This window comes from Achromobacter pulmonis, from assembly GCF_002885955.2.
GTDB classification, from domain to species: Bacteria; Pseudomonadota; Gammaproteobacteria; order Burkholderiales; family Burkholderiaceae_B; genus Achromobacter; species Achromobacter pulmonis_A.
This window is the reverse complement of the sequence record NZ_POQS01000001.1, coordinates 768,426-789,380: the sequence shown is the minus strand read 5'-3', so window position 1 is coordinate 789,380 and position 20,955 is coordinate 768,426. Positions and strand designations below refer to the sequence as shown.

Genomic DNA, 20,955 nt, shown 5'->3' with positions numbered 1-20,955 from the left:
GCACCCGACTCCAGCCCTTTCCAAGCCCGTCCGCCTGACGCCGCGGCGCCCTGACGCGCGCCACGTCCGCCATGCGCCGGCTTGAGCCCGCGTGCGGGCAGGGGCGGAGCCTGCAATGACTTCGACAGGTAGAAACCTCATGTCTTTCGATCGATCCGCGTGGGCCGCTTGCGGCTCCACCACCTTGTTCGTGCTGCTGTGGAGCGGCGGCGCGATCTTCGCCCGCTGGGGGCTGTTCCATGCGTCCGCCTTCGGCTTTCTGCTGGCGCGTTTCGTGCTGGCCCTGGCCGTGCTGCTGCTGATCTGCGCCTGGCGGCGGCGCTGGCTGCCCGAGCCGGGCACGCGCCTGAGGGCCGCGGCCACCGGCCTGTTGCTGATAGGCGGCTACACCATCTTCTATCTGCTGGCGCTGGATAACGGCATCACGCCCGGCGTGCTGGCGGTGCTGCTGGGCGCGCAGCCCATCCTGACCCTGGCGCTGCTGGAGCGGCGCCATGCGCCGGCGCGCCTGGCCGGGCTGGGGCTGGCGTTCTGCGGCCTGGCGATGGTGATGCTGCAAGGCATCGCGATGGCGCGTTTCTCGGTTGCCGGCATGGCCTGCGCATGCGCGGCGCTGGCCTGCATGACGGCCGGCGCGATCCTGCAGAAGCGCCTGCATCAGGCGCCGATGGACGTCCTGCCGCTGCAGTACGCGGTCAGCCTGCTGCTGTGCCTGCTGTTCGCGCCGTTCCAGCCGCTGCGGGTGGAGTGGGTGGCCGGCTTCGTGCTGCCGCTGCTCTGGATGGGGCTGGTGATTTCGGTGGCCGCGACGCTGCTGTTCTACCGCATGATCCAGGCCGGCAACCTGGTCAACGTCACCAGCCTGTTCTACCTGGTGCCGGTGGGCACGGCGCTGCTGGATTACCTGATCCTGGGCAACCGACTGTCGGCGCTGAGCCTGGCCGGCATGGTCGCCATTCTGCTCGGCCTGATGCTGGTTCTGCGCCAGCCGGCGCGGGACGCTAGCCGTCCCAGTGTCCGCTGACGAGCTGTTGCGGACGGGCCTGCGCCACGACCCGGGCGCAGGCCGGCCAGGCGTCCAGGCGCACGCTCAGGCCGGCGTAGATGCCGTGGCCCGCGCCGGCCTCGATGCAGCCCGCGGCCTGCACGCCTTCGCCGGCCCGGATCGCGCCCTCGGCGCGGATGTCCTCGCCGGCGATCATGCCCCAGCCGCTGGCCAGATGGTCGCCGCACAGAATGGAGCCGCCGGCCTGGATGCCGCAGGCCGCGTCGATGGATTTTTCGGCGCGCACGTCGCCGCCGGCCTTGATGCCCTGGCCGCATTTGATGGCGCCTTGCGTCTGCAGGTCCTGGCCCGCATGAAGATGGCCGGTGACGGCCAGGTCCTGGCCGGCGCAGATGTCCCATTTGGCGCGCACGTTGCCGCCGCAGTCCAGGCGGGTCACGGTCTCGATGCCCCATTCGGCGCTGATGTCGCCGCCGGCGCGTAGCTCGCCGCCGCTGGCGATGTTGGCGCCGGCCGTGATGTTCTCGCCCGCCATGATGGTTTCGCCGGCGCGGATGCCGCCGCCGGTGACGATGCTGCGCCCGGCGCGCACCACCGTGTCGACGTTGATGCCCATGCGCACTTCCAGCGTGCCGGCGAAGACGATGGCGTTGGCGTCCAGGGTGTCGAGCCGCAGCACCGCATCGGTGGGGCCGAACTGGTCCAGCAGCCAGCACGCGTCGCCGACCCGTCCGTCGGCGACCAGCGCATCGAGCACGGCCTGGTAGTCCCCCTGTCCGTTGTGGTCGCGCAGGAACCATTTGTAGCCGCCGGCGCAGGGGTTTTTGGCTTTGACGAAATTCTTGGTGAGTTGCATGGAACGCTTGCAGTAGGTCGGTGCGTGGCCTGTCCGCAGGCCGTCGGCGGGCATGCGGAAATCGGGACGAGGCTCGGCGCCCGGCCACGCGGCAGGGCGTCGGCCGGCCTGCGGCAAGGCATGCGCTGCGCGAGCTTGTGCGCAGGCCGCCGGCGGCGGGCCGGTATGAGACTCAGAAGGGGGAAACGCCGGCGATTAGCCGGGCTTGGAGCGCGCGTAGGCGGAACGCGCGGCGACTTCCTGCGAGCTCAACAAGGTCGAGCGCAGGGCGCAGATGGCGCATGCGGCACAGGGAGGGGGGAAATAACGGGATCGCACGGACGCACATGCTACCAGCCGGGCGATTGCAGTCAAGCGCCGGCCCCGCGTAAGGGGCCGGCAGCCGGACTGGCGGGGATCAGTTCGTGGACTGGATGTTGCGTTCCTTGGCGATACGCTGGCGCAGTTCGAGCTCGCGCTTGATCTGGGCCGCGTACTCGGCCGGGGTGTTGCCGTCGACCAGCGAGCCGCCGTCGGCCAGGCGCTGCGCGATCTTCGGATCCTTCAGCGCCTTGACGGTGGCGTCATGGATGCGGTCGACCACGGCCTGCGGCGTGCCGGCGGGCGCGACCAGGCCATACCAGGCCATGTTGTCCATTTCCGGCAGGCCGCCTTCGGTGAAGGTCGGCACGTCCGGCAGCGCCGGCAGGCGCTTGGGCGCGGCCACGGCCAGGGCGCGCAGCTTGCCGGCCTGGATATGGGGCATGGAAGAGGGCAGGTTGTCGAACTGGGCGTTGACCTGGCCGGCGATCACGTCGTTGAGCGCCGGACCCGAGCCGCGGTAGGGCACGTGCACCATGTCGGTCTTGGTCAGCGACTTGAACAGTTCGCCGTCCAGGTGGCCGATGCCGCCCGCGCCCGAGGACGCGTAGGCGTACTTGCCCGGGTTGGCCTTGAGGAGCGCGATGAATTCGGCCAGGTTCTTGGCGGGCACGGACGGGTTCACCGTCAGCACGTTCGGCACGTTCACCATATTGGTGATGGGCACGAAGTCCTTCAGCGGGTTGTACGGGTTCTTGGGGTTGGTGGCCGGGTTGGTGGCCATGGTGCTGACGGTGGCCACGCCCAGCGTGTAGCCGTCCGGGGTGGAGCGCGCCAGCGCGTCGGCGCCGATCGAGCCGCCGCCGCCGCCGCGGTTCTCCACGACCACGGCCTGGCCCAGCTCGCGGGTCAGGCCTTCGGCGACGATGCGGGCCACGATATCGGTGGTGCCGCCCGCGGCGAAGGGCACGATCAGGCGGATGGGCTTGTTGGGGTAGGCGTCGGCGGCTTGCGCGCCGCTACTGATACAGACGCCGGCGATGGCGGCGGCCAGTACGGCCTTGGCTTGGGACAGCAGGGTCAAAGTCTTCTCCATCTTATTGAATTCCGGTCCGGCCGGCTTCTGGCCGGCGGCCGGTGAAAGCGTGCCCGGCTCGGATGCTGGCGGGGCCGACGTTTCGTGGGCGCAATTCCACACAGGAACGCGATGCCGGTCAACCCGGATCGACCCTGACCGGCCGCGCCCTTTTGCGCGGCCGCAACGTTGCGCGAAGTAGACCGCAATAAGCGGAAAAAAGCCTTTCCTGACAACAACATGAATCGAGCGGCAAACGCGTCGATTGTGTAATCATTGCGCATCGATCATGTCGTCATCGCCCCGGTTCACACATAAATTTCTGCATAACTCCCGAGAATCTGATATTTTTCGGATGAGATTCTTGGCCGGTCTTGCAATAAAACTATTGCGTTTGTTTCTGTCTGCGCCGTTCAATGGCGTTGGTTGATGTCCCCGCGGGGCAACGTGTAGTGCAGCGACGCACCGGGCCAGGGTTCCGTCCGTTTTCAATCCCCGGTCTGTTTCGTCTTTCGCTGCCTTTGCGCCGGCGGGAGGGGGCCCGGACATTCTCGGAACGCCATGTCGCTGATCCTGATCCTCGCTCTGCCGTTCGCCGGCAGCCTGTGCGCCGCGCTGCTGCCTTCCAACGCCCGCAACGCCGAGGCGTGGCTGGCGGGCCTCATCGCCCTGGTCTGCGTGGTTCTGGTCGCCAGCCTGTACCCGGAAGTCGCCGGCGGCGGGGTGGTCCGGGTCGACATGCCCTGGGCGCCCGCGCTGGGCCTGCAGTTCACGCTGCGCATGGACGGCTACGCCTGGCTGTTCGCCCTGATCGTCTCGGGCATGGGGGCGCTGGTGGTGCTGTACGCGCGCTACTACATGTCGCCCGAAGACCCCGTGCCGCGCTTTTTCTCGTTCTTCCAGGCGTTCATGGCGGCCATGCTCGGCGTGGTGCTGTCGGGCAACCTGATCCAGCTGGTGATGTTCTGGGAAATGACCAGCCTGGCGTCCTTCATGCTGATCGCCTACTGGCACCACCGGCTCGACGCGCGGCGCGGCGCCCGCATGGCGCTGACGGTCACCGGCGCCGGCGGGCTGTGCCTGCTGGCCGGCGTCCTCATCCTGGGCCATATCGTCGGCAGCTACGACCTGGACCGCGTGCTGGCCGCCGGCGACCTGGTGCGCGCCGATCCCTGGTATCCGGCGGTGCTGATCCTGGTGGCGCTGGGCGCCCTGACCAAGAGCGCGCAGTTCCCGTTCCAGTTCTGGCTGCCCAACGCGATGGCCGCGCCCACGCCGGTGTCGGCCTACCTGCACTCGGCCACCATGGTCAAGGCGGGCGTGTTCCTGCTGGCGCGCTTCTGGCCGGTGCTGTCGGGCACCGACGAATGGTTCTGGATCATCGGCGGGGCGGGCCTGGTGACGCTGGTGCTGGGCGCCTACGCCGCCATCTTCCAGCAGGACATGAAAGGGGTGCTGGCCTATTCCACCATCAGCCATCTGGGGCTGATCACGCTGCTGCTGGGCCTGAACAGCACGCTGGCGCTGGTGGCGGCCATCTTCCACATGATCAACCACGCCACCTTCAAGGCCTCGCTTTTCATGGCCGCGGGCATGGTGGACCACGAAACCGGCACCCGCGACCTCGGCCGCCTGTCCGGCCTGTACAAGGCCATGCCCATCACCGCCACGCTGGCCACGGTGGCGGCCGCCTCGATGGCGGGGGTGCCGCTGCTCAACGGCTTCCTGTCCAAGGAAATGTTCTTCGCCGAGACCACGTTCGTCAGCGGCGACGATCTCATCCAGATCGGCCTGCCGCTGCTGGCGACCGTGGCCGGCGCGTTCAGCGTGGCGTATTCGCTGCGCTTCATCCTGCAGGTGTTCTTCGGCCCGCCGGCCACCGACCTGCCGCGCGCGCCGCACGAGCCGCCGCGCTGGATGCTGTTCCCCAGCGCGCTGCTGGTGTTCATGTGCCTGCTGGTGGGCGTGGTGCCCGGCCTGACGGTCGGCCCGTTCCTGGCCACGGCCGCGCACAGCATCCTGGGGCAGGACATGCCCGAGTACAGCCTGGCCGTCTGGCACGGCCTGAACCTGCCGCTGCTCATGAGCCTGGTGGCCACCACGGCCGGGGTGCTGCTGTACCTGGCGCTGCGCGCGCACCAGCGGGCCAATCCCGGCCGCGTGCCTTTCATCTACCGCCTGGACGGCCGCCGCACCTTCGAGGCGCTCCTGGACGGCTCCAGCGTGGCCGCGGCCTGGCTGCTGCGCTGGCTGTCCTCGTCGCGGCTGCAGGTGCAGATGCTGCTCATCGTGCTGGGCACGCTGTTCGTCGCCTGGCTGCCGCTGCGCGCCGGCGGCTGGCTGAACGGGGCGGGGCGCCTGACCCCGGTCGATCCGTCGTTCGCGCTGCTGTGGCTGGTGGGCGGGGTCTGCGCCCTGGCCGCGGCCTACCAGGCCAAGTACCACCGCCTGGCCTCGCTGGCGCTGGCCGGCGGGGCGGGGCTGATCACCTGTCTGACCTTCGTCTGGTTCTCGGCGCCCGACCTGGCGTTGACGCAGCTGTCGGTCGAGGTGGTGACCGTGGTGCTGCTGTTGCTGGGCCTGCGCTGGCTGCCGCGGCGCATCGCCCAGGACGACGATGAAAGCCTCAAGGCCACGCTGCAGGCGCGCGGACGCCGCCTGCGCGACCTGCTGCTGGCGGTGGCCGCCGGCGCCGGCATGTCGGCTTTGGCCTACGCGGTGCTCACGCGGCCGCAGGGCGAGACGATTTCCTCGTTCTTCGTGGACCACGCGCTGCCCGACGGCGGCGGAACCAATGTGGTCAACGTGATCCTGGTGGACTTCCGCGGCTTCGATACCTTCGGCGAGATCACGGTGCTGGGCATCGTGGCGCTGACCGTCTACGCGCTGCTGCGCCGCTTCCGTCCGGCCGCCGAAAGCGCGGACCTGCCGCGCCAGCAGATCGACCAGGACGGCGGCGTGCCGGCCGCGCCCGACATCAAGTCGCTGCTGCCGGCCGGCTCGATGATGGTGCCCACGGTGCTGGTGCGCCTGCTGCTGCCCACGGCCGCGCTGATCTCGGTGTATTTCCTGCTGCGCGGGCACAACGAGCCGGGCGGCGGTTTCGTCGGCGGCCTGATCTTCGCCACCGCCGTGATCCTGCAATACATGGTCGGCGGCGTGTACTGGGTGGAGTCGCGCAGCCGCCTGAATCCGCAGAACTGGATCGGCATGGGCCTGTTGTTCGCCGGCTCGGCCGCGATGGCCGCCTGGCTGGTCTACAAGCCGTTCCTGGCCGCGCTGTCGTGGGACATCGCGCTGCCGCTGGTCGGCCACGTGCACCTGTCCAGCGTGCTGCTGTTCGACCTGGGCGTGTACATGCTGGTCGTGGGGGCCACCGTGCTGGTGCTGGTGGCGCTGGCCCACCAATCGCTGCGCGCGCAACGCAAGGCCGCCGCCGAGCTCCAGGCGGCCGCCGCTCAAACCGGAGAAGCCTGATGGAATTGATCTACGCCCTCGCGATCGGCGTCCTGGCTGGCTCGGGCGTCTGGCTGCTGCTGCGGCCGCGGACGTTCCAGTTCATCATGGGCCTGTCGCTGGTTTCCTACGCGGTGAACCTGTTCATCTTCGGCATGGGCAGGCTGGCCTCGGGCCGCCCGCCGGTGGTGGACCCGGCCGCGGCCCATGACGCCTCCTGGTACGCGGACCCGCTGCCGCAGGCCCTGGTGCTGACCGCCATCGTCATCGGCTTCGCCACCACCGCCTTGTTCCTGGTCGTGCTGCTGGCCTCGCGCGGCCTGACGGGCACCGACCACGTGGATGGACGGGAGTCGCAATCTTGAATTTCTGGCTGCAACATCTGCCCGTACTGCCCATCATCATCCCGCTGCTCGCCGGCGCGGGCATGCTGCTTCTGGCGGACACCCGCCGCTATACGCGCGGCGCCATCGCCGCGCTGTCCACGCTGGCCCAGCTGGCCGCCGCGATCGCGCTGCTTGCCGTGGCCGGCGGCGCCGTGCCGGGCGTGTGGCCCGACGGGGTAGGGGTCTACCTGGTGGGCGACTGGCCCGCGCCCTTCGGCATCGTGCTGGTGGTCGACCGGCTGGCCGCGGTGATGCTGACGCTGACCGCGGTGCTGGGACTGGCCTCGCTGGTGTACGCGCTGGCCCGCTGGGACCGCGCCGGGGTGCATTTCCACTCGCTGTTCCAGTTCCTGCTGATGGGTCTCAACGGCGCTTTCCTGACCGGCGACCTGTTCAACCTGTTCGTGTTCTTCGAGGTGCTGCTGGCCGCTTCCTACGGCCTGCTGCTGCACGGCTCGGGCGTGGCGCGGGTCAGCGCCGGCCTGCAGTACATCGCGGTCAACCTGGTGGCTTCGTTCCTGCTGCTGATCAGCATCGCGCTGATCTACGGCGTCACCGGCACGCTGAACCTGGCCGACCTGGCGCAGCGCGCCGGCCACCTGGCGGGCGCCGAACGCATGCTGTTCGAGGCGGGCGCGGCCATCCTGGGCGTGGCCTTCCTGGTCAAGGCGGGCGCCTGGCCGCTGAACTTCTGGCTGGTCAAGGGCTATGGCTCGGCCGGCGCGCCGATCGCGGCCATGTTCTCCATCATGACCAAGGTGGGCATTTACGCGCTGCTGCGCATCGGCTCGCTGCTGCTGCCGTCGGGCGCGCCGGCGGCGTTCAGCCTGGACTGGATGTTCGCCGCGGGCCTGGCCACGCTGCTGTTCGGCGGCCTGGGCCTGCTGGCCACCCAGCAGCTCGAGAAGATGGTGGGCTATTGCGTGATCGTGTCGGCCGGCACGCTGCTGACCGCGCTGGGCATGCCGGGCGTGACGCTGACCGGCCCGGCGCTGTTCTACCTGATCAGCTCGGTGCTGACCACGGGCGCGTTCTTCATGCTGGCCGAACTGATCGAGCGCACCCGCAGCTTCGGCGCGAACGTGCTGGCGGTGACGCTGGACGCCTTCGACCTGGACGATCCGACCTCGGTCAACCGCTCCGACGACGTGGTCGGGGTGGCGATTCCGGCGGCCATGGCCTTTCTGGGGCTGGCCTTCATTTCCTGCGCGCTGCTGGTCACCGGCCTGCCGCCGCTGTCGGGCTTCGTGGCCAAGCTGTCGCTGCTGTCGGCGGCGGTGTCGGCGGCCAACGAGTCGGCGCTGCCCATGGACGCCTGGATACTGGTGGCCGCGGTGCTGGTGTCGGGCCTGGCCGGCCTGATCGGCCTGGGCCGCACCGGCATCCGCGTGTTCTGGGCCAGCGACGACCGCAGCACGCCGCGGCTGCGGGTGATCGAGGCCGGCCCGGTGGCCGTGCTGCTGCTGCTCTGCGTGGGCCTGGCCGCCGGCGCGGGGCCGGTGTCGGCCTATCTGGACGACGCGGCCCGCTCGCTGGACCAGCCCAAGTCGTACATCGAGGCCGTCATGTCCGCGCAGACCGTGCGCAGCCTCAAGGGGGGAAGCTGATGCGCCGCCTCTATTTCCTGTTCCTGCCGACCTTCCTGTTCGTGCTGTGGCTGGTGCTCAACCAGAGCGTATCGGCCGGCCAGGTCGCCCTGGGCCTGGCGCTGGCGCTGTGGTTCACCTGGGCCGCGTCGCGCCTGCGTCCGCTGCGCGCGCGCCCGCGCCGGCTGTGGAAGGCGGTGCCGCTGTTCCTGCACGTCACGGCCGACATCATCCGTTCCAACGTGGCCGTGGCCAGGCTGATCCTGAATCCCGGCCCCAACGATTTTTCGCCCGGGTTCATCATGATCCCGCTGACCATGCGCGACCCGCATGGCCTGGCGATGCTGGCCTGCATCGTCACCTACACCCCCGGCACCGTCTGGGTCGAACTGACCGACGACCACCGCCTGAAGCTGCACGTGCTGGACCTGCAGCACGAGGGCGACTGGATCAAGCTGGTGCAGGAGCGCTATGAGCGCCCGCTGATGGAGATTTTCGAATGAATACCGTGCTTTATTGGGCCGCGTCCTTCGCCCTGCTGTGCTTCGCGCTGGGCATGGTCTGCGCCACCGTCCGCCTGCTGCGCGGACCGACCGCCCAGGACCGCGTGCTGGCCCTGGACACCCTGTACATCAACGGCATGCTGACCATGCTGGTGTTCGGCATCCGTTCCGGCACGTCGGTGTATTTCGACATCGCGCTGCTGATCGCGCTGTTCGGCTTCGTCGGTTCGACCGCGATGGCGCGCTTCCTGCTGCGCGGGGAGGTGATCGAGCCATGATCGCAGACCAGATCCCGTTGTGGGCCGGCATTCCCGCCAGCATCCTGCTGGTGCTGGGCGGCCTGCTGGCCCTGACCGGCTCGGCCGGCCTGCTGCGTTTCCGCACCTTCTACGCCCGCATCCACGCGCCCACGCTGGGCAACACCATGGGCTGCGGCTGCGTGCTGCTGGCGTCCATCCTGGTGTTTTCGGCGCTCTCGGCCCGTCCGGTTTTCCACGAGGTGGTCATCACCTTGCTGCTGATCGTGTCTTCGCCCGTCACCGCGATGCTGCTGATGCGCGCGGCGACCTACCGCAACCGCATCAATCCCGCCGATGCGGAGAGGGACGCGCGTTAGCAGACGCGCGTTAGCAGACGCGTGGTCCTGGATTGCATGTTGCGGCGCATTATTGATACGTAATCTTACGATTTCACGTTGCTGGACACCTCGCCGGCGCGTCATCGTGGGATAGTGGAGCAATGGCCCGCGCGCCTCGCGCGAGCGGGTCCCGAGCGAGCGGCGCCGGTCCGCAGGCCGCGCCGCTCTGGTGCAATCGCTATTGAAGGAGCTGGCCATGAATACACGACCCATGCACACCAAACGCCTCGCGGCGACCCTTTGCGCGGCAGGCCTGATGCTGGCCGCGGGAGCGGTCCACGCGGCGGATGCGACCGGACGCGGCAAAGGCCAATCCCAATACCAGCAGGACATCGCGGCGTGCAAGAGCGGCGCCACCGGCCAGGACCCGGCCGCGTGCATGCGCGAGGCCGGCGCGGCCCGCCAGGAAGCGGCGCGCCAGAACCTCCGGGAAGCCAGTCCCGACCAGTACCAGCAGAACATGATCGACCGCTGCAACCGCCTGCCGGAGGCGTCGCGCCAGGACTGCGTGACCCAGATGACCTCGCCCACGAACGTGCGCGGCAGCGTGCAGGGCGGTGGCGTGCTGCGCGAGACGGTGATCCAGGTGCCGGCCGATTCGGCGGCGCCCTCGACCGGCGCGCCCGGCATGGCCCCGGCGCCGGCCGGCGGTTCGGGCACCATGAGCGCGCCCATCCGCCAGTAGGAAGGGCAGGGCAAGGGGCGCGGCCGCCGCCACATTCAGGCAAAATGGCGGCTGTCGCCCTTTTTCACGCACATACATGTCCGACGTCATCGCCCTGATTTTCGACTTCGACGACACGCTGGCCTCGGACAGCACGTCCGGTTTCCTGGACAGCATCGGGGTGGACACGGCGTCCTTCTGGAAGGAAGACGTCGACCCCCTGCTGTCGCAGCAGGACTGGGACCCGGTGCCCGCCTACCTGTACCAGATGATCCGCCTGTCGCAGTCCGGCAGGTACGGGCCGATCACGCAGCAGCGCCTGAAAGACTGGGGCGCGCGCCTCGAACTGCACGACGGCGTGCCCACGCTGTTCCAGCGGCTGCGCGCCGCCGTGCGGGCCGAGCAGCCGCAGGTGCAGCTGGAGTTCTACCTGATCTCCAGCGGCATCGGCGACGTGGTCCGTTCCACCCCCATCGCGCACGAATTCACCGAGATCTGGGCGTCCGAGTTCGTCTACGGCGAAGACGGCGGCATCATGTTTCCGCGCCGCATCGTCAGCTTCACCGACAAGACGCGCTACCTGTTCCACATCCAGAAAGGCATCATCGGCCGCGATTTCCGCGGCAAGCCCTTCGAGGTCAACCGCAAGGTTCCCGAGGACCGCCTGCGCGTGCCGTTCGACCAGATGGTGTTCGTCGGCGACGGCTACACCGACATTCCGTGCTTTTCGCTGATCCGCCGCGCCGGCGGCTTCGCCTTCGGCGTCTGGGACCCCAAGCACCGCGACAAGCGCAGCCGCGCCTGGGGCTTCATCGAAGAAGGCCGGGTGTCCAATCTGAACCAGGCGCGCTATGACGAACAGGCCGAGCTGTACCAGTGGCTGGAAGAGGCCGTCACCAGCCTGGCCGGCCGCATCGCGCTGAAGTCCCGGGTGTACCGTGGTTGAAGCGCAGGCCCTGGCGGCCCCGCCGCCCTGGACGGCGCAGGACGCCGCTTTCATGACGCTGGCGCTGGAACAGGCCCAGGCCGCCTACGACATCGGCGAGGTGCCGGTGGGCGCGCTGGTGGTCTCGGCGCAGGGCGAGATCCTGGGCCGCGGCTACAACCGCACCATCATCGACCACGATCCCACCGCCCACGCCGAGATCGTGGCGCTGCGCGCCGCCGCCCAGGCGCTGGAAAACTACCGGCTGCCGGGCATCACCGTCTACGTCACGCTGGAGCCCTGCGTCATGTGCATCGGCGCGATGCTGCACGCGCGCCTGGCGCGGGTCGTGTTCGGCGCCTACGATCCCAAGACCGGCGCCTGCGGCAGCGTGCTGGACGTGGGCGCGGTGGCCAGGCTCAATCACCACACTTCAGTCACCGGCGGCGTGCTGGCGGAACCTTGCGGCGACCTGCTGCGCCGCTTCTTCCGCGCCCGCCGCAGCAAGGAATCCATTGCATGAGCATCAGCAAGGCCGCCAAGGCCGTCCATGACCACGGCCATGACCACGAATGCGGCGAGGACTGCGGCCACGATCACGACCACGATCACGGCCATTTCCACGCGCGGCCCGACGCCCGCGGCATCTACCTGATTTCGCCCTCGTCGGCGGTGCGCGATCCGGCCACCGTGGACCTGGCGCGCGAGCGCCTGCAGGCCCAGGGCTTCAAGACGGCGCTGGACCGCACGGCGCTGGCCGAGCACCAGCGCTTCGCCGGCACCGACGCCCAGCGCCTGGCCAGCCTGACCCGCGCGGTCAAGCAGAAGCTGCCCATCGTCATGGTGACCCGCGGCGGCTACGGCGTGGGCCGGCTGCTGCCGGCCATCGACTGGAAGGCCATGGCCGACAGCGGCAAGCGCTTCGTCGGCATGAGCGACTTCACCGCCTTCAACCTCGCCCTGCTGGCGCAGACCGGCGCGGTCAGCTACACCGGCGCGACCGCCGTCGCCGACTTCGGCGGCAAGAAGGTCGACGACCTGACCGAAGCGCTGTTCGGCGAAATCATGCGCGGCGAACTGGAGATCCTCAGCTTCGAGACCCAGGACGCCGATCCGGTGGACTGCCGCGGCATCCTGTGGGGCGGCAACCTGGCGATGCTGACCTCGCTGGCGGGCACGCCCTACATGCCCAAGGTGCGCGGCGGCATCCTGTTCCTGGAAGACGTGGCCGAGCATCCCTACCGCATCGAGCGCATGCTGATCCAGCTGCACCAGGCGGGCATCCTGGGGCGGCAGAAGGCCATCGTGCTGGGCCGCTTCACCGACTACAGGCTGGCGCCCCACGACAAGGGCTACGACCTGCCCGAGGTGGTGGCCTGGCTGCGCCGCACGGTCAAGGTGCCGGTGGTGACCGGGCTGCCGTACGGCCACGTGGCCACCAAGGCCACGCTGCCCATCGGGCAGAAAGTCGGCCTGGCCACCGAGGCCGGGCTGGCGCACCTGGTGCTGGACGAGCACACCCACTGACCGCGGGCGGCGCGTTCAGCGCGCGCCCGCCATCACCTCCCGCGCCAGCTCGGGCAGGGCCTTGTACAGCAGGCGCGTGGCCGCGGTGGCCGGGCGCTGGCGGCTCAGGTCCATCAGCACGGTCTGGCGTATGGACGGATCGGTCAGGCGCAGCGGAACCAGGCTGCCGGCCTCGACCTCGGCCGACACCGCGTGCGCCGGCAGGATGCTGTGCAGGCCGGCGCGGCGCACGGCGTCCTTGATGGCCACGCCCGAATCGGCTTCCAGCACCACGTTCAGCTCGATGCCGGCGCGCAGCGTCAGGCTGTCGAGCACCGTGCGCAGGGCGTTGGGACGCACCGGCAGCGCCAGCGGCGCGGCCGCCAGGTCGGCCAGCCGCAACTCCCGCCTGCCGGCCAGCGCCGAACCGGCGCCGGTCACCACTTTCATCTCGGTTTCGAACAGCACTTCGTGCATGCGGGTGGAGGCGGCGCGATAGCGGTTGTAGATGCCGATGTCGATCTTGCCGTTGGCCAGCCAGGCCTCGATTTCACCGCTATAGCCTTCGAACACGCGCAGCCGGATACCGGGATAGCGCGCCTGCGTGTAGGTCAGCAGCATGCCGATGAGCGGCTGCGACAGCGAGGGAATCAGCCCCAGGCTGACCACCCCGGCCGGCTTGCGCTGCGCGGCCCGGGCTTCCTCCAGCAACTGGTCGGCCTCCAGCAGCAGCGCCTGGGCGCGCGGCATCAGGCTTTCGCCCAGCTCGGTCGGCAGCACGCCGCGCCCGGTGCGAAAGAACAGGCGGCCGCCGAATTCCTGCTCCAGCTCCGACAACTGGCGGCTCAGGGCCGATTGCGCGATGCCCAGCGCGGCGGCCGCCCGCGTCAGGCTGCCGGCTTCGGCGATGCGCGTGAACATGCGCAGGTTCTTCAGATCCATGGCCGCGTCCCATCTGATTTCGAGATAACTGGTTTATCGAAATTGCCCGTTCCTGATGGAGCGATTTCAGCACAGAATTTCCTCACCCCCTTGCAAACGCCGCGCGGCAGGCCGCGCCCAGGAGTCAGCAGATGAGTTTCGAGGAAAGTGCGGGTCCGTTGAAAGGTGTGCGTATTCTGGATCTGTCGACCGTGGTGGCCGGCCCCTGGGCCGCGACGCTGCTGGCCGACCTGGGCGCGGACGTGCTCAAGGTCGAGATCCCCGGGCCGGGCGATCCCTTGCGCGCGCTGGCCCCGCACAAGAACGGCGTGCCGCTGTGGTGGAAGGTCGCCAACCGCAACAAGAAAGGCATTTCGGTCGACCTGCGCACGCCCGAGGGCCGCGACATCGTGGCCCGCCTGCTGCCGGACTTCGACGTGCTGGTGGAGAATTTCCGCCCCGGCACCCTGGACGGCTGGGGCATGAGCCGCGAATGGCTGCACGGCCACAACCCGGCGCTGACCATACTGCGCGTCACCGGCTTCGGCCAGACCGGCCCGTACCGCAACAAGCCCGGGTTCGCGCGCGTGTTCGAGGCCATGAGCGGCCTGACCAACATCTGCGGCGAAGCCGACGGGCGGCCCCTGCACATGGGTTTTCCAATCGCCGACGCGGTGGCCGGCCTGTTCGGCGCGCTCGGCATCGTCTCGGCCCTGTACCGCGAGAAGACCGCGCCACGCGGACAGGGCCAGGAAATCGACTGTTCGCTGATGGAGTCCATGTTCCGGGTCATGGATTTCCTGCCCATCGAATACGACCAGCTCGGCATCGTGCGCGGGCGGCTGGGCAACAGCAGCCAGTACGCGGCGCCCGGCAACGTCTACCGCACCCGCGACGGCCACTGGGCTTCGATCGCCGCATCGACCCAGCGCATATTCGAACGGCTGTGCGTGGCGCTGGCGCTGACCGGCGTGGCCGAGGACCCGCGCTATCGCACCAATCCGGACCGGGTGCGCAACCGCGAGTCGCTCGACGCCCTGGTGTCGGCCGCCATCGCGCGCCACACGCTCGAAGAGCTGGGCGCGCTGCTGGACGCCAACGCGGTGGGCTTCAGCCCCATCTACGACATCGCGGACATTTTCAGCGACCCGCACATCGCGGCGCGCCAGGGCATCGTCGCGGTCGAGGACGAGGAGCTCGGGCCGGTGCGCATGCAGAGCGTGGTGCCGCGCTTTTCCGACACGCCGGGCGCGGTCCACCACGCCGGGCCCAGCCTGGGGCAGCACAACGCCGAGGTGCTGGGCGCGCTGGGCATCGACGCCGGACAGCAGGCGCAGTTGCGCGAGCGTGGCGTGATCTGACGCGGGTTCCATCGCCACGGGGCCGCTACCGACAGGCTCCGGGCGCCATCAGGAGGAGACGACAATGCGCGCATGGATAGCAGGATGGATGGTGGCGGCCGGCCTGGCCGCCGCGGCGCCGGCCCAGGCCGCCGACCAATGGCCGGCCAAGCCGGTCAAGCTGCTGGTGGGTTTTCCGCCCGGGCAGGCCACGGACGCCGTGGCGCGGCTGCTGGCCGAACGCCTGTCGGCAAAACTGAACCAGCCGGTAATCGTCGAGAACCGGCCGGGGCAGGGCGGCAGTATCGCGCTGGCCGCGCTGGCCAAGGCCGCGCCGGACGGCTACACCATGATGCTGTCGGCCACCGCCTCGCTGGTGACCAATCCGCATCTGTACAAATCCACGGGCTACGACACGCTGCGGGACTTCGCGCCGGTCAGCCTGGTGGCCGACCTGCCGATGGTGCTGGTGGCCAACGCCTCGCAGCCGTTCAGCGACGTGGCGGGGCTGCGCGGCTACGCCCAGCGCCATCCCGGCGCGCTGAATTTCTCGTCCTCGGGCAACGGCACGCTGTCGCACCTGGGCATGGTGATGCTGGAGCGCCAGGCGCAATTGCAGCTGACCCACATTCCGTACCAGGGCAGCGCCAAGGCGATGACCGACATGATCGCCGGCAACGTCGCCATCGGCCTGGACACGGTGGCGGTGACCCTGCCGCACATCCAGTCCGGGCGCCTGAAAGCCCTGGCCGTGGGTTCCAGCCAGCGCCTGCCGATGCTGCCGGACACGCCCACCTTCGCCGAAGCCGGCTACCCCGATTTCCAGGCCAATCCCTGGCTGGGCATGCTGTTTCCCAAGGGCACGCCGCGGCCCATCGTGCAGCGCATGAACCAGGAACTGCGCGAGGCCGTCGCCACGCCGGCGCTGGCCCAGTCGCTCAAATCCATCGGCGCCTTCGCGCGCACCGACACGCCCGAGGATTTCACCCAGCTGCTGCGCCGCGAGTACGGCACCTGGGGCGAGCTGGTGCAGCTGTCGGGCAGCCGGGTCGATTAGCAACCATCAACCACAGAGGAAAACCGCATGAAGCATGACGATCCATTCAAGGCCCTGCTGCTGACGCAGGACGACGGCCGTACCTTGTGCAGCCTGCAGGATTTGAGCCTGGCCGAGCTGCCCGCCGGCGACGTGACGGTCAAGGTCGAATATTCCAGCCTGAACTACAAGGACGCGATGGCGGTCACGGGCAAGGGTGGGATCGTGCGCGACTATCCCATGGTGCCCGGCATCGACCTGGCCGGCACCGTGCTGGAATCCGCCGCGCCGGACTATCCGACCGGCGCGCCGGTGGTGCTGACCGGCTGGAGCGTGGGCGAGCGCTACTGGGGCGGCTACGCGCAGGTGCAGCGGGTCAGGTCGGAATGGCTGGTGCCGCTGGCCCCGGGGCTGGACAGCTTCAAGGCCATGGCGATCGGCACGGCCGGCCTTACCGCGATGCTGTGCGTGATGGAGCTGGAGGCCGCCGGCCTGACGCCGGCGGCCGGCCCGGTGCTGGTGACCGGCGCGTCCGGCGGCGTGGGCAGCGTGGCCGTGGCGCTGCTGGCGGGCCTGGGCTGGCGGGTCGCCGCGCTGGTGCAGCCGGGACGCGAGGCCGTGCATCCGTACCTGAAGTCGCTGGGCGCGTCCGAAATCGTTTCGGGGCCGGAATGGGCGGAGATGCCCCGGCCGCTGGAGAAGCAGCGCTGGGCCGGCGCGGTCGACACGGTGGGCTCCAAGGTGCTGGCCAGGACGCTGGCGGCGACCGAGTACGGGGGCGCGGTTGCGGCCTGCGGGCTGGCCGGCGGGGCCGACCTGCCGGGCACCGTCATGCCGTTCATCCTGCGCGGCGTGCGCCTGCTGGGCGTGGATTCGGTGATGTGCCCGCCGGCCAGGCGCCGCCAGGCCTGGGAGCGGCTGGGCCGGGTCTATGCGGACATGCCGTTCGCCGACATCGCCATGACGGCCGGCCTGAGCGAGGTGCCGCAGCTGGCCGCCCGGATGATGGCGGGCAACAACCGGGGCAGGTATGTGATCGACGTGAGCCGGTAACGGGAAAGGGGGAAGGGGGCGCGGGAAAGACCGGCTTGCTACAATGTCAGGTTTCCCGCGCGCGTCCTCTGGCGCCCGCAGCACCTCATACCCCCTACCCACACCGTGATATCCACTGCCAATCTCACCATCCAGTTCGGTCCCAAGCCCCTTTTCGAGAACGTCAGCGTCAAGTTCGGAGAAGGCAACCGCTACGGGTTGATCGGAGCCAATGGGTCCGGCAAGTCGACATTCATGAAGATCATCGGCGGCGATCTGGAGCCCTCGGCCGGCAACGTCTCGCTGGAGCCGGGCGTGCGCCTGGGCAAGCTGCGCCAGGACCAGTTCGCCTTCGAAGACCAGCGCGTGCTGGACGTGGTGATGATGGGCCACACCGAGATGTGGGCCGCCATGTCCGAGCGCGACGCCATCTACGCCAACCCGGAGGCCTCCGAGGACGACTACATGCGCGCCGCCGAGCTGGAGGCCAAGTTCGCGGAGTACGACGGCTACACCGCCGAGGCCCGCGCCGGCGAGCTGCTGCTGGGCCTGGAAATCGCCGTGGACCAGCACAACCTGCCCATGCGTGAAGTGGCGCCGGGCTGGAAGCTGCGCGTGCTGCTGGCGCAGGCGCTGTTCTCCAACCCGGACGTGCTGCTGCTGGACGAACCCACCAACAACCTGGACATCAACACCATCCGCTGGCTGGAAAACGTGCTCAACAGCTACCAGAGCACCATGATCATCATCAGCCACGACCGCCACTTCCTGAACCAGGTGTGCACGCACATGGCCGACGTGGACTATGGCGAGATCCGCATCTACCCGGGCAACTACGACGACTACATGCTGGCCTCGACCCAGGCCCGCGAGCGCCTGGTGGCCAACAACGCCAAGGCCAAGGAGCGCGTCGCCGAACTGCAGGACTTCGTGCGCCGCTTCGCCGCCAACAAGTCCAAGTCGCGCCAGGCCACCTCGCGCCTGAAGCAGATCGACCGCATCAAGTCGGAGCAGGTCGAAGTCAAGCCCTCGTCGCGCCAGAACCCGTACATCCGCTTCGAGCAGAACAAGGTCATGCACCGCCAGGCGGTCAACGTCGAGAACCTGTCCAAGGCCTACGACGCGCCGGTCATCAAGAACTTCTCGGCCATGGTCGAGGCGGGCGAGAAGATCGCCATCATCGGCGCCAACGGCGTGGGCAAGACCACGCTGCTGCGCCTGCTGGCCAATGACCTGGCGCCGGACGCCGGCACCGTGAAGTGGTCGGAAAACGCCGATCTGGGCTATATGGCCCAGGACGTCTCCGACCAGTTCCAGCAGACCGACATCAACCTGCTGGACTGGATGGGCGAACACCGCCAGCCCGGCGACGACGACCAGTCGATCCGCTCGGTGCTGGGCCGCCTGCTGTTCTCGGCCGACGACCTGCCCAAGGCGCCCAAGGTGCTGTCCGGCGGCGAAAAGAACCGCATGACCTTCGGCCGCCTGATGCTGGGCCGGCACAACGTCATGCTGCTCGACGAGCCCACCAACCACCTGGACATGGAATCGATCGAATCACTGCAGTTCGCGCTGGAGAAATACCAGGGCACGCTGGTGTTCGTGTCGCACGACCGCGAATTCGTGTCCGGCCTGGCCACGCGCGTGATCGAGATCCTGCCGTCCGGCGAGATCGTCGACTACCGCGGCACCTACGACGAGTACCTGACCTCGCGCGGCATCGACGCCTGAGGCCGGGCCCGGGCCGCCGTCGGCGGCCCGCAAGCCGTTCAATCCCATTTGTAGGCAAGCGGCTGTTTCTCGACGAAGCGGCGCGCGGCTTCGCGGTGGTAGGCGCTGTCGCGGCAGATCGCCTGGGCCATCGCTTCCTGCGCGTAGACGTCCTCGCGGGTGGACTCGTAGCTGCGGTTCATGATGGTCTTGGCCAGGCCCAGCGCCTGCGTCGGCGCGGCGTGGAAGCGCTCGGCCATGATCAGGGCCTGCTCCAGCGGATCGCCGTCGCACACGGCCTGCACCAGGCCGAGCCGCAGCGCTTCGTCGGCCGCGCACACCCTGGCGGTGAACACCAGTTCCTTGGCGCGCGCCAGGCCCACGGCGCGCGGCAACAGGTACATGCCCAGCATGTCGGGCACGAAGCCGATGCGGGCGAACACCGCGCAGAACGTGGCCCGGCGGCTGGCGATGGCATAGTCGGCGCACAGCGCCAGCGACAGGCCGGCGCCGAAGGCCGCGCCATCGACCGCGCTGATCACGGGCTTCTCCAGGTCCACCAGCGTGTCGTACCAGCGGTGGATCTTGCGGATGCGCTCGCGTCCTTCGAACGCGTCCAGTCCCTGCGCATGCGCCTCGGTCATGGCCTTGATGTCGCCGCCGGCGCAGAAATGCCCGCCGGCGCCGGTCAGCACCACGGCCTTGACGCCGTCGTCGTCGCGCAATTCGGGCAGCGCGCGCGAGAACGCCTCGCGCATGTCCGTGCTGAGCGCGTTGCGCTGGTCGGGACGGTCCATGGTCAGCACGGCGGTGGCGCCGTGGCGGGTGATCTTCAAAGTCATCGGTGCTCCTTGGTTTGTTGCTGTTGGAATCCACGGTGATCATGCCGTGGTTTCCTCGTGTCTGCTTACTGCGCCTTGAGGCCGAGGTCGCGGGCCACCGGCAGCCAGCGGTCTCTCTCGGCCTGCACGAAGGCCGCGAACACGGCGGGGCCGCCGGGCATGGGCACCGCGCCGATGCCGGTCAGCTTGCGCTGCAGCTCGGGCTGCGCCAGCGCCTGGTTCACGCCCCGGTTCATGCGTTCGACGATGGCCGGCGGCGTGCCGGCCGGCGCCACCAGCCCGAACCACGCGCTGGCCTCGATGCCGGAATAGCCCAGCTCGGCGGCCGTGGGCACCTCGGGCAGGCCGGCGAAGCGCTTGTCGTCCAGCACGGCGAAGGGGCGGATCTTGCCGGCCTGCGCCTGCGTCATGCTGGAGGGCAGGGCGTCGAACATCATGTCGGTGCTGCCGCCCATCAGGCCGACGATGGCCGGCGCGCTGCCCTGGTAGGGCACGTGCGTGACCTTGAATCCCAGCTTGCTGACGGCATATTCGCCGGCCAGGTAGGTGATGTTGCCGGTGCCGGCCGAGCCCATGGTGAGCTTGCCCGGGGCCTGCCGGCCCAGCGCCACCAGCGACTTGACGTCCTGCGCCGGCAGGTCCGGGCGCACCACCAGCAGCAGCGGCGATTTGGCCATGCCGGAGACCGGCACGAAGTCCTTGGCCGGGTCGTAGTTCATCTTGGCGTACAAGGCCTGGTTCACCACCAGGGGCGCGTTGGAGCCGACGAAATAGGTCTTGCCGTCGGGCTTGGCGCGGGCCACGTGGTCGGCGGCGATCATGCCCGCCGCGCCCGGCCTGTTCTCGACGATGATGGGGGCCTCGCCGTCCTTGCCGACGGCCTGCGCCACCAGCCGGGCGATCTGGTCGGCGGCNGTCGGGCTTGGCGCGGGCCACGTGGTCGGCGGCGATCATGCCCGCCGCGCCCGGCCTGTTCTCGACGATGATGGGGGCCTCGCCGTCCTTGCCGACGGCCTGCGCCACCAGCCGGGCGATCTGGTCGGCGGCGCCGCCGGGCGGGTAGGGCACGACGAAGCGGACCGGCGCGTCCTGGGCGCGCGCGGACGCGGGCGCCAGGGCTGACAGGGCCAGCGCGGCGCAGGCCGCAGCGGAGAGAATGCGCATGGTGATGTCT

Annotated in this window: 19 protein-coding genes and 1 pseudogene; 15 read left to right on the top strand and 5 right to left on the bottom strand. The window is 69.3% G+C overall.

The window, feature by feature from the left end; genetic code table 11:
- The first annotated feature begins 139 nt into the window (after nt 1–139).
- Nucleotides 140–1,024: a DMT family transporter gene (locus tag C1I89_RS03625; protein ID WP_102771400.1), complete on the top strand. Its 885-nt coding sequence runs from the start codon at nt 140–142 to the stop codon at nt 1,022–1,024.
- Here C1I89_RS03625 and C1I89_RS03620 read toward each other — a convergent pair.
- Together C1I89_RS03620 and C1I89_RS03615 are read right to left on the bottom strand one after the other, a co-directional pair.
- Nucleotides 1,002–1,862 (bottom strand): hypothetical protein, encoded by an 861-nt coding sequence (locus C1I89_RS03620; RefSeq protein WP_102771399.1) that lies wholly within the window; start codon nt 1,860–1,862, stop codon nt 1,002–1,004. The genes C1I89_RS03625 and C1I89_RS03620 overlap by 23 nt on opposite strands.
- 397 nt (nt 1,863–2,259) lie before the next feature.
- Entirely contained in the window at nt 2,260–3,258 is a 999-nt protein-coding gene (locus tag C1I89_RS03615) for a Bug family tripartite tricarboxylate transporter substrate binding protein (protein WP_102771398.1), read from the bottom strand.
- 540 nt (nt 3,259–3,798) lie between these two features.
- Between C1I89_RS03615 and C1I89_RS03610 the strand changes: the two genes are divergently transcribed.
- The 10 genes from C1I89_RS03610 to C1I89_RS03565 all read left to right on the top strand — a co-directional run bounded on the left by C1I89_RS03610 (nt 3,799) and on the right by C1I89_RS03565 (nt 12,921).
- Nucleotides 3,799–6,714, top strand: a complete 2,916-nt coding sequence (locus tag C1I89_RS03610) for a monovalent cation/H+ antiporter subunit A (RefSeq protein WP_102771397.1) — start codon at nt 3,799–3,801, stop codon at nt 6,712–6,714.
- Entirely contained in the window at nt 6,714–7,058 is a 345-nt protein-coding gene (locus C1I89_RS03605; protein WP_102771396.1) for a Na+/H+ antiporter subunit C, read from the top strand. The genes C1I89_RS03610 and C1I89_RS03605 overlap by 1 nt, the downstream gene beginning before the upstream one ends.
- Nucleotides 7,055–8,686: a monovalent cation/H+ antiporter subunit D gene (locus C1I89_RS03600; protein ID WP_102771395.1), complete on the top strand. Its 1,632-nt coding sequence runs from the start codon at nt 7,055–7,057 to the stop codon at nt 8,684–8,686. Before C1I89_RS03605 ends, C1I89_RS03600 begins: the two co-directional genes overlap by 4 nt.
- A complete protein-coding gene (locus C1I89_RS03595) occupies nt 8,686–9,168 on the top strand; it encodes a Na+/H+ antiporter subunit E (protein ID WP_102771394.1) in 483 nt (160 codons plus the stop codon). Before C1I89_RS03600 ends, C1I89_RS03595 begins: the two co-directional genes overlap by 1 nt.
- Nucleotides 9,165–9,446 (top strand): K+/H+ antiporter subunit F, encoded by a 282-nt coding sequence (locus C1I89_RS03590; RefSeq protein WP_062682541.1) that lies wholly within the window; start codon nt 9,165–9,167, stop codon nt 9,444–9,446. Before C1I89_RS03595 ends, C1I89_RS03590 begins: the two co-directional genes overlap by 4 nt.
- Nucleotides 9,443–9,784 (top strand): monovalent cation/H(+) antiporter subunit G, encoded by a 342-nt coding sequence (mnhG, locus tag C1I89_RS03585; protein ID WP_102771393.1) that lies wholly within the window; start codon nt 9,443–9,445, stop codon nt 9,782–9,784. The genes C1I89_RS03590 and mnhG overlap by 4 nt, the downstream gene beginning before the upstream one ends.
- 217 nt (nt 9,785–10,001) lie before the next feature.
- Complete coding sequence (locus tag C1I89_RS03580) at nt 10,002–10,490, top strand: hypothetical protein (RefSeq protein ID WP_246842363.1); 489 nt, start codon at nt 10,002–10,004, stop codon at nt 10,488–10,490.
- 76 nt (nt 10,491–10,566) lie between these two features.
- Nucleotides 10,567–11,415 carry an HAD family hydrolase gene (locus C1I89_RS03575; protein WP_102771391.1) on the top strand — a complete coding sequence of 283 codons (849 nt, stop codon included), beginning with the start codon at nt 10,567–10,569 and terminating at the stop codon, nt 11,413–11,415.
- Nucleotides 11,416–11,425: 10 nt separating this feature from the next.
- The gene (tadA, locus tag C1I89_RS03570) at nt 11,426–11,917 is read left to right on the top strand and encodes a tRNA adenosine(34) deaminase TadA (RefSeq protein WP_102771850.1); all 492 of its coding nucleotides are present in this window, start codon (nt 11,426–11,428) and stop codon (nt 11,915–11,917) included.
- Complete coding sequence (locus C1I89_RS03565; RefSeq protein WP_102771390.1) at nt 11,914–12,921, top strand: LD-carboxypeptidase; 1,008 nt, start codon at nt 11,914–11,916, stop codon at nt 12,919–12,921. Before tadA ends, C1I89_RS03565 begins: the two co-directional genes overlap by 4 nt.
- A 15-nt stretch (nt 12,922–12,936) precedes the next feature.
- On the opposite strand, the gene C1I89_RS03560 is transcribed toward C1I89_RS03565, so the two are convergent.
- Nucleotides 12,937–13,842 carry a LysR family transcriptional regulator gene (locus C1I89_RS03560; RefSeq protein ID WP_102771389.1) on the bottom strand — a complete coding sequence of 302 codons (906 nt, stop codon included), beginning with the start codon at nt 13,840–13,842 and terminating at the stop codon, nt 12,937–12,939.
- Nucleotides 13,843–13,973: 131 nt separating this feature from the next.
- Here C1I89_RS03560 and C1I89_RS03555 point away from each other — a divergent pair, with 131 nt between their 5' ends.
- The 4 genes from C1I89_RS03555 to C1I89_RS03540 all read left to right on the top strand — a co-directional run bounded on the left by C1I89_RS03555 (nt 13,974) and on the right by C1I89_RS03540 (nt 18,960).
- The gene (locus C1I89_RS03555; RefSeq protein WP_102771388.1) at nt 13,974–15,182 is read left to right on the top strand and encodes a CaiB/BaiF CoA transferase family protein; all 1,209 of its coding nucleotides are present in this window, start codon (nt 13,974–13,976) and stop codon (nt 15,180–15,182) included.
- A 64-nt stretch (nt 15,183–15,246) separates the two neighbouring features.
- Nucleotides 15,247–16,218, top strand: a complete 972-nt coding sequence (locus C1I89_RS03550) for a Bug family tripartite tricarboxylate transporter substrate binding protein (protein ID WP_102771387.1) — start codon at nt 15,247–15,249, stop codon at nt 16,216–16,218.
- Nucleotides 16,219–16,245: 27 nt separating this feature from the next.
- On the top strand, nt 16,246–17,250 hold the full coding sequence (locus C1I89_RS03545) for an MDR family oxidoreductase (protein ID WP_102771386.1): 1,005 nt from the start codon (nt 16,246–16,248) through the stop codon (nt 17,248–17,250).
- Nucleotides 17,251–17,355: 105 nt separating this feature from the next.
- A complete protein-coding gene (locus tag C1I89_RS03540) occupies nt 17,356–18,960 on the top strand; it encodes an ABC-F family ATPase (protein ID WP_168202106.1) in 1,605 nt (534 codons plus the stop codon).
- A gap of 38 nt (nt 18,961–18,998) precedes the next feature.
- On the opposite strand, the gene C1I89_RS03535 is transcribed toward C1I89_RS03540, so the two are convergent.
- Both C1I89_RS03535 and C1I89_RS03530 read right to left on the bottom strand, forming a co-directional pair.
- Nucleotides 18,999–19,781, bottom strand: coding sequence for an enoyl-CoA hydratase/isomerase family protein (locus C1I89_RS03535; protein WP_102771384.1), 783 nt, complete (start codon nt 19,779–19,781; stop codon nt 18,999–19,001).
- Between the two features lie 65 nt (nt 19,782–19,846).
- A pseudogene (locus C1I89_RS03530) lies at nt 19,847–20,713 on the bottom strand (Bug family tripartite tricarboxylate transporter substrate binding protein); the annotation flags it as partial.
- Nucleotides 20,714–20,955 lie beyond the last annotated feature (242 nt).

What these genes read in the sequence shown, in the direction of transcription:
- C1I89_RS03535 (WP_102771384.1), bottom strand. Translation starts at nt 19,781, where the DNA reads ATGACTTTGAAGATCACCCGCCACGGCGCCACCGCCGTGCTGACCATG.
- C1I89_RS03610 (WP_102771397.1), top strand. Translation starts at nt 3,799, where the DNA reads ATGTCGCTGATCCTGATCCTCGCTCTGCCGTTCGCCGGCAGCCTGTGC.
- C1I89_RS03575 (WP_102771391.1), top strand. Translation starts at nt 10,567, where the DNA reads ATGTCCGACGTCATCGCCCTGATTTTCGACTTCGACGACACGCTGGCC.
- C1I89_RS03595 (WP_102771394.1), top strand. Translation starts at nt 8,686, where the DNA reads ATGCGCCGCCTCTATTTCCTGTTCCTGCCGACCTTCCTGTTCGTGCTG.
- C1I89_RS03590 (WP_062682541.1), top strand. Translation starts at nt 9,165, where the DNA reads ATGAATACCGTGCTTTATTGGGCCGCGTCCTTCGCCCTGCTGTGCTTC.
- C1I89_RS03620 (WP_102771399.1), bottom strand. Translation starts at nt 1,862, where the DNA reads ATGCAACTCACCAAGAATTTCGTCAAAGCCAAAAACCCCTGCGCCGGC.
- C1I89_RS03565 (WP_102771390.1), top strand. Translation starts at nt 11,914, where the DNA reads ATGAGCATCAGCAAGGCCGCCAAGGCCGTCCATGACCACGGCCATGAC.
- C1I89_RS03560 (WP_102771389.1), bottom strand. Translation starts at nt 13,842, where the DNA reads ATGGATCTGAAGAACCTGCGCATGTTCACGCGCATCGCCGAAGCCGGC.
- C1I89_RS03605 (WP_102771396.1), top strand. Translation starts at nt 6,714, where the DNA reads ATGGAATTGATCTACGCCCTCGCGATCGGCGTCCTGGCTGGCTCGGGC.
- mnhG (WP_102771393.1), top strand. Translation starts at nt 9,443, where the DNA reads ATGATCGCAGACCAGATCCCGTTGTGGGCCGGCATTCCCGCCAGCATC.
- C1I89_RS03545 (WP_102771386.1), top strand. Translation starts at nt 16,246, where the DNA reads ATGAAGCATGACGATCCATTCAAGGCCCTGCTGCTGACGCAGGACGAC.
- C1I89_RS03625 (WP_102771400.1), top strand. Translation starts at nt 140, where the DNA reads ATGTCTTTCGATCGATCCGCGTGGGCCGCTTGCGGCTCCACCACCTTG.
- C1I89_RS03580 (WP_246842363.1), top strand. Translation starts at nt 10,002, where the DNA reads ATGAATACACGACCCATGCACACCAAACGCCTCGCGGCGACCCTTTGC.
- C1I89_RS03555 (WP_102771388.1), top strand. Translation starts at nt 13,974, where the DNA reads ATGAGTTTCGAGGAAAGTGCGGGTCCGTTGAAAGGTGTGCGTATTCTG.
- C1I89_RS03550 (WP_102771387.1), top strand. Translation starts at nt 15,247, where the DNA reads ATGCGCGCATGGATAGCAGGATGGATGGTGGCGGCCGGCCTGGCCGCC.
- C1I89_RS03615 (WP_102771398.1), bottom strand. Translation starts at nt 3,258, where the DNA reads ATGGAGAAGACTTTGACCCTGCTGTCCCAAGCCAAGGCCGTACTGGCC.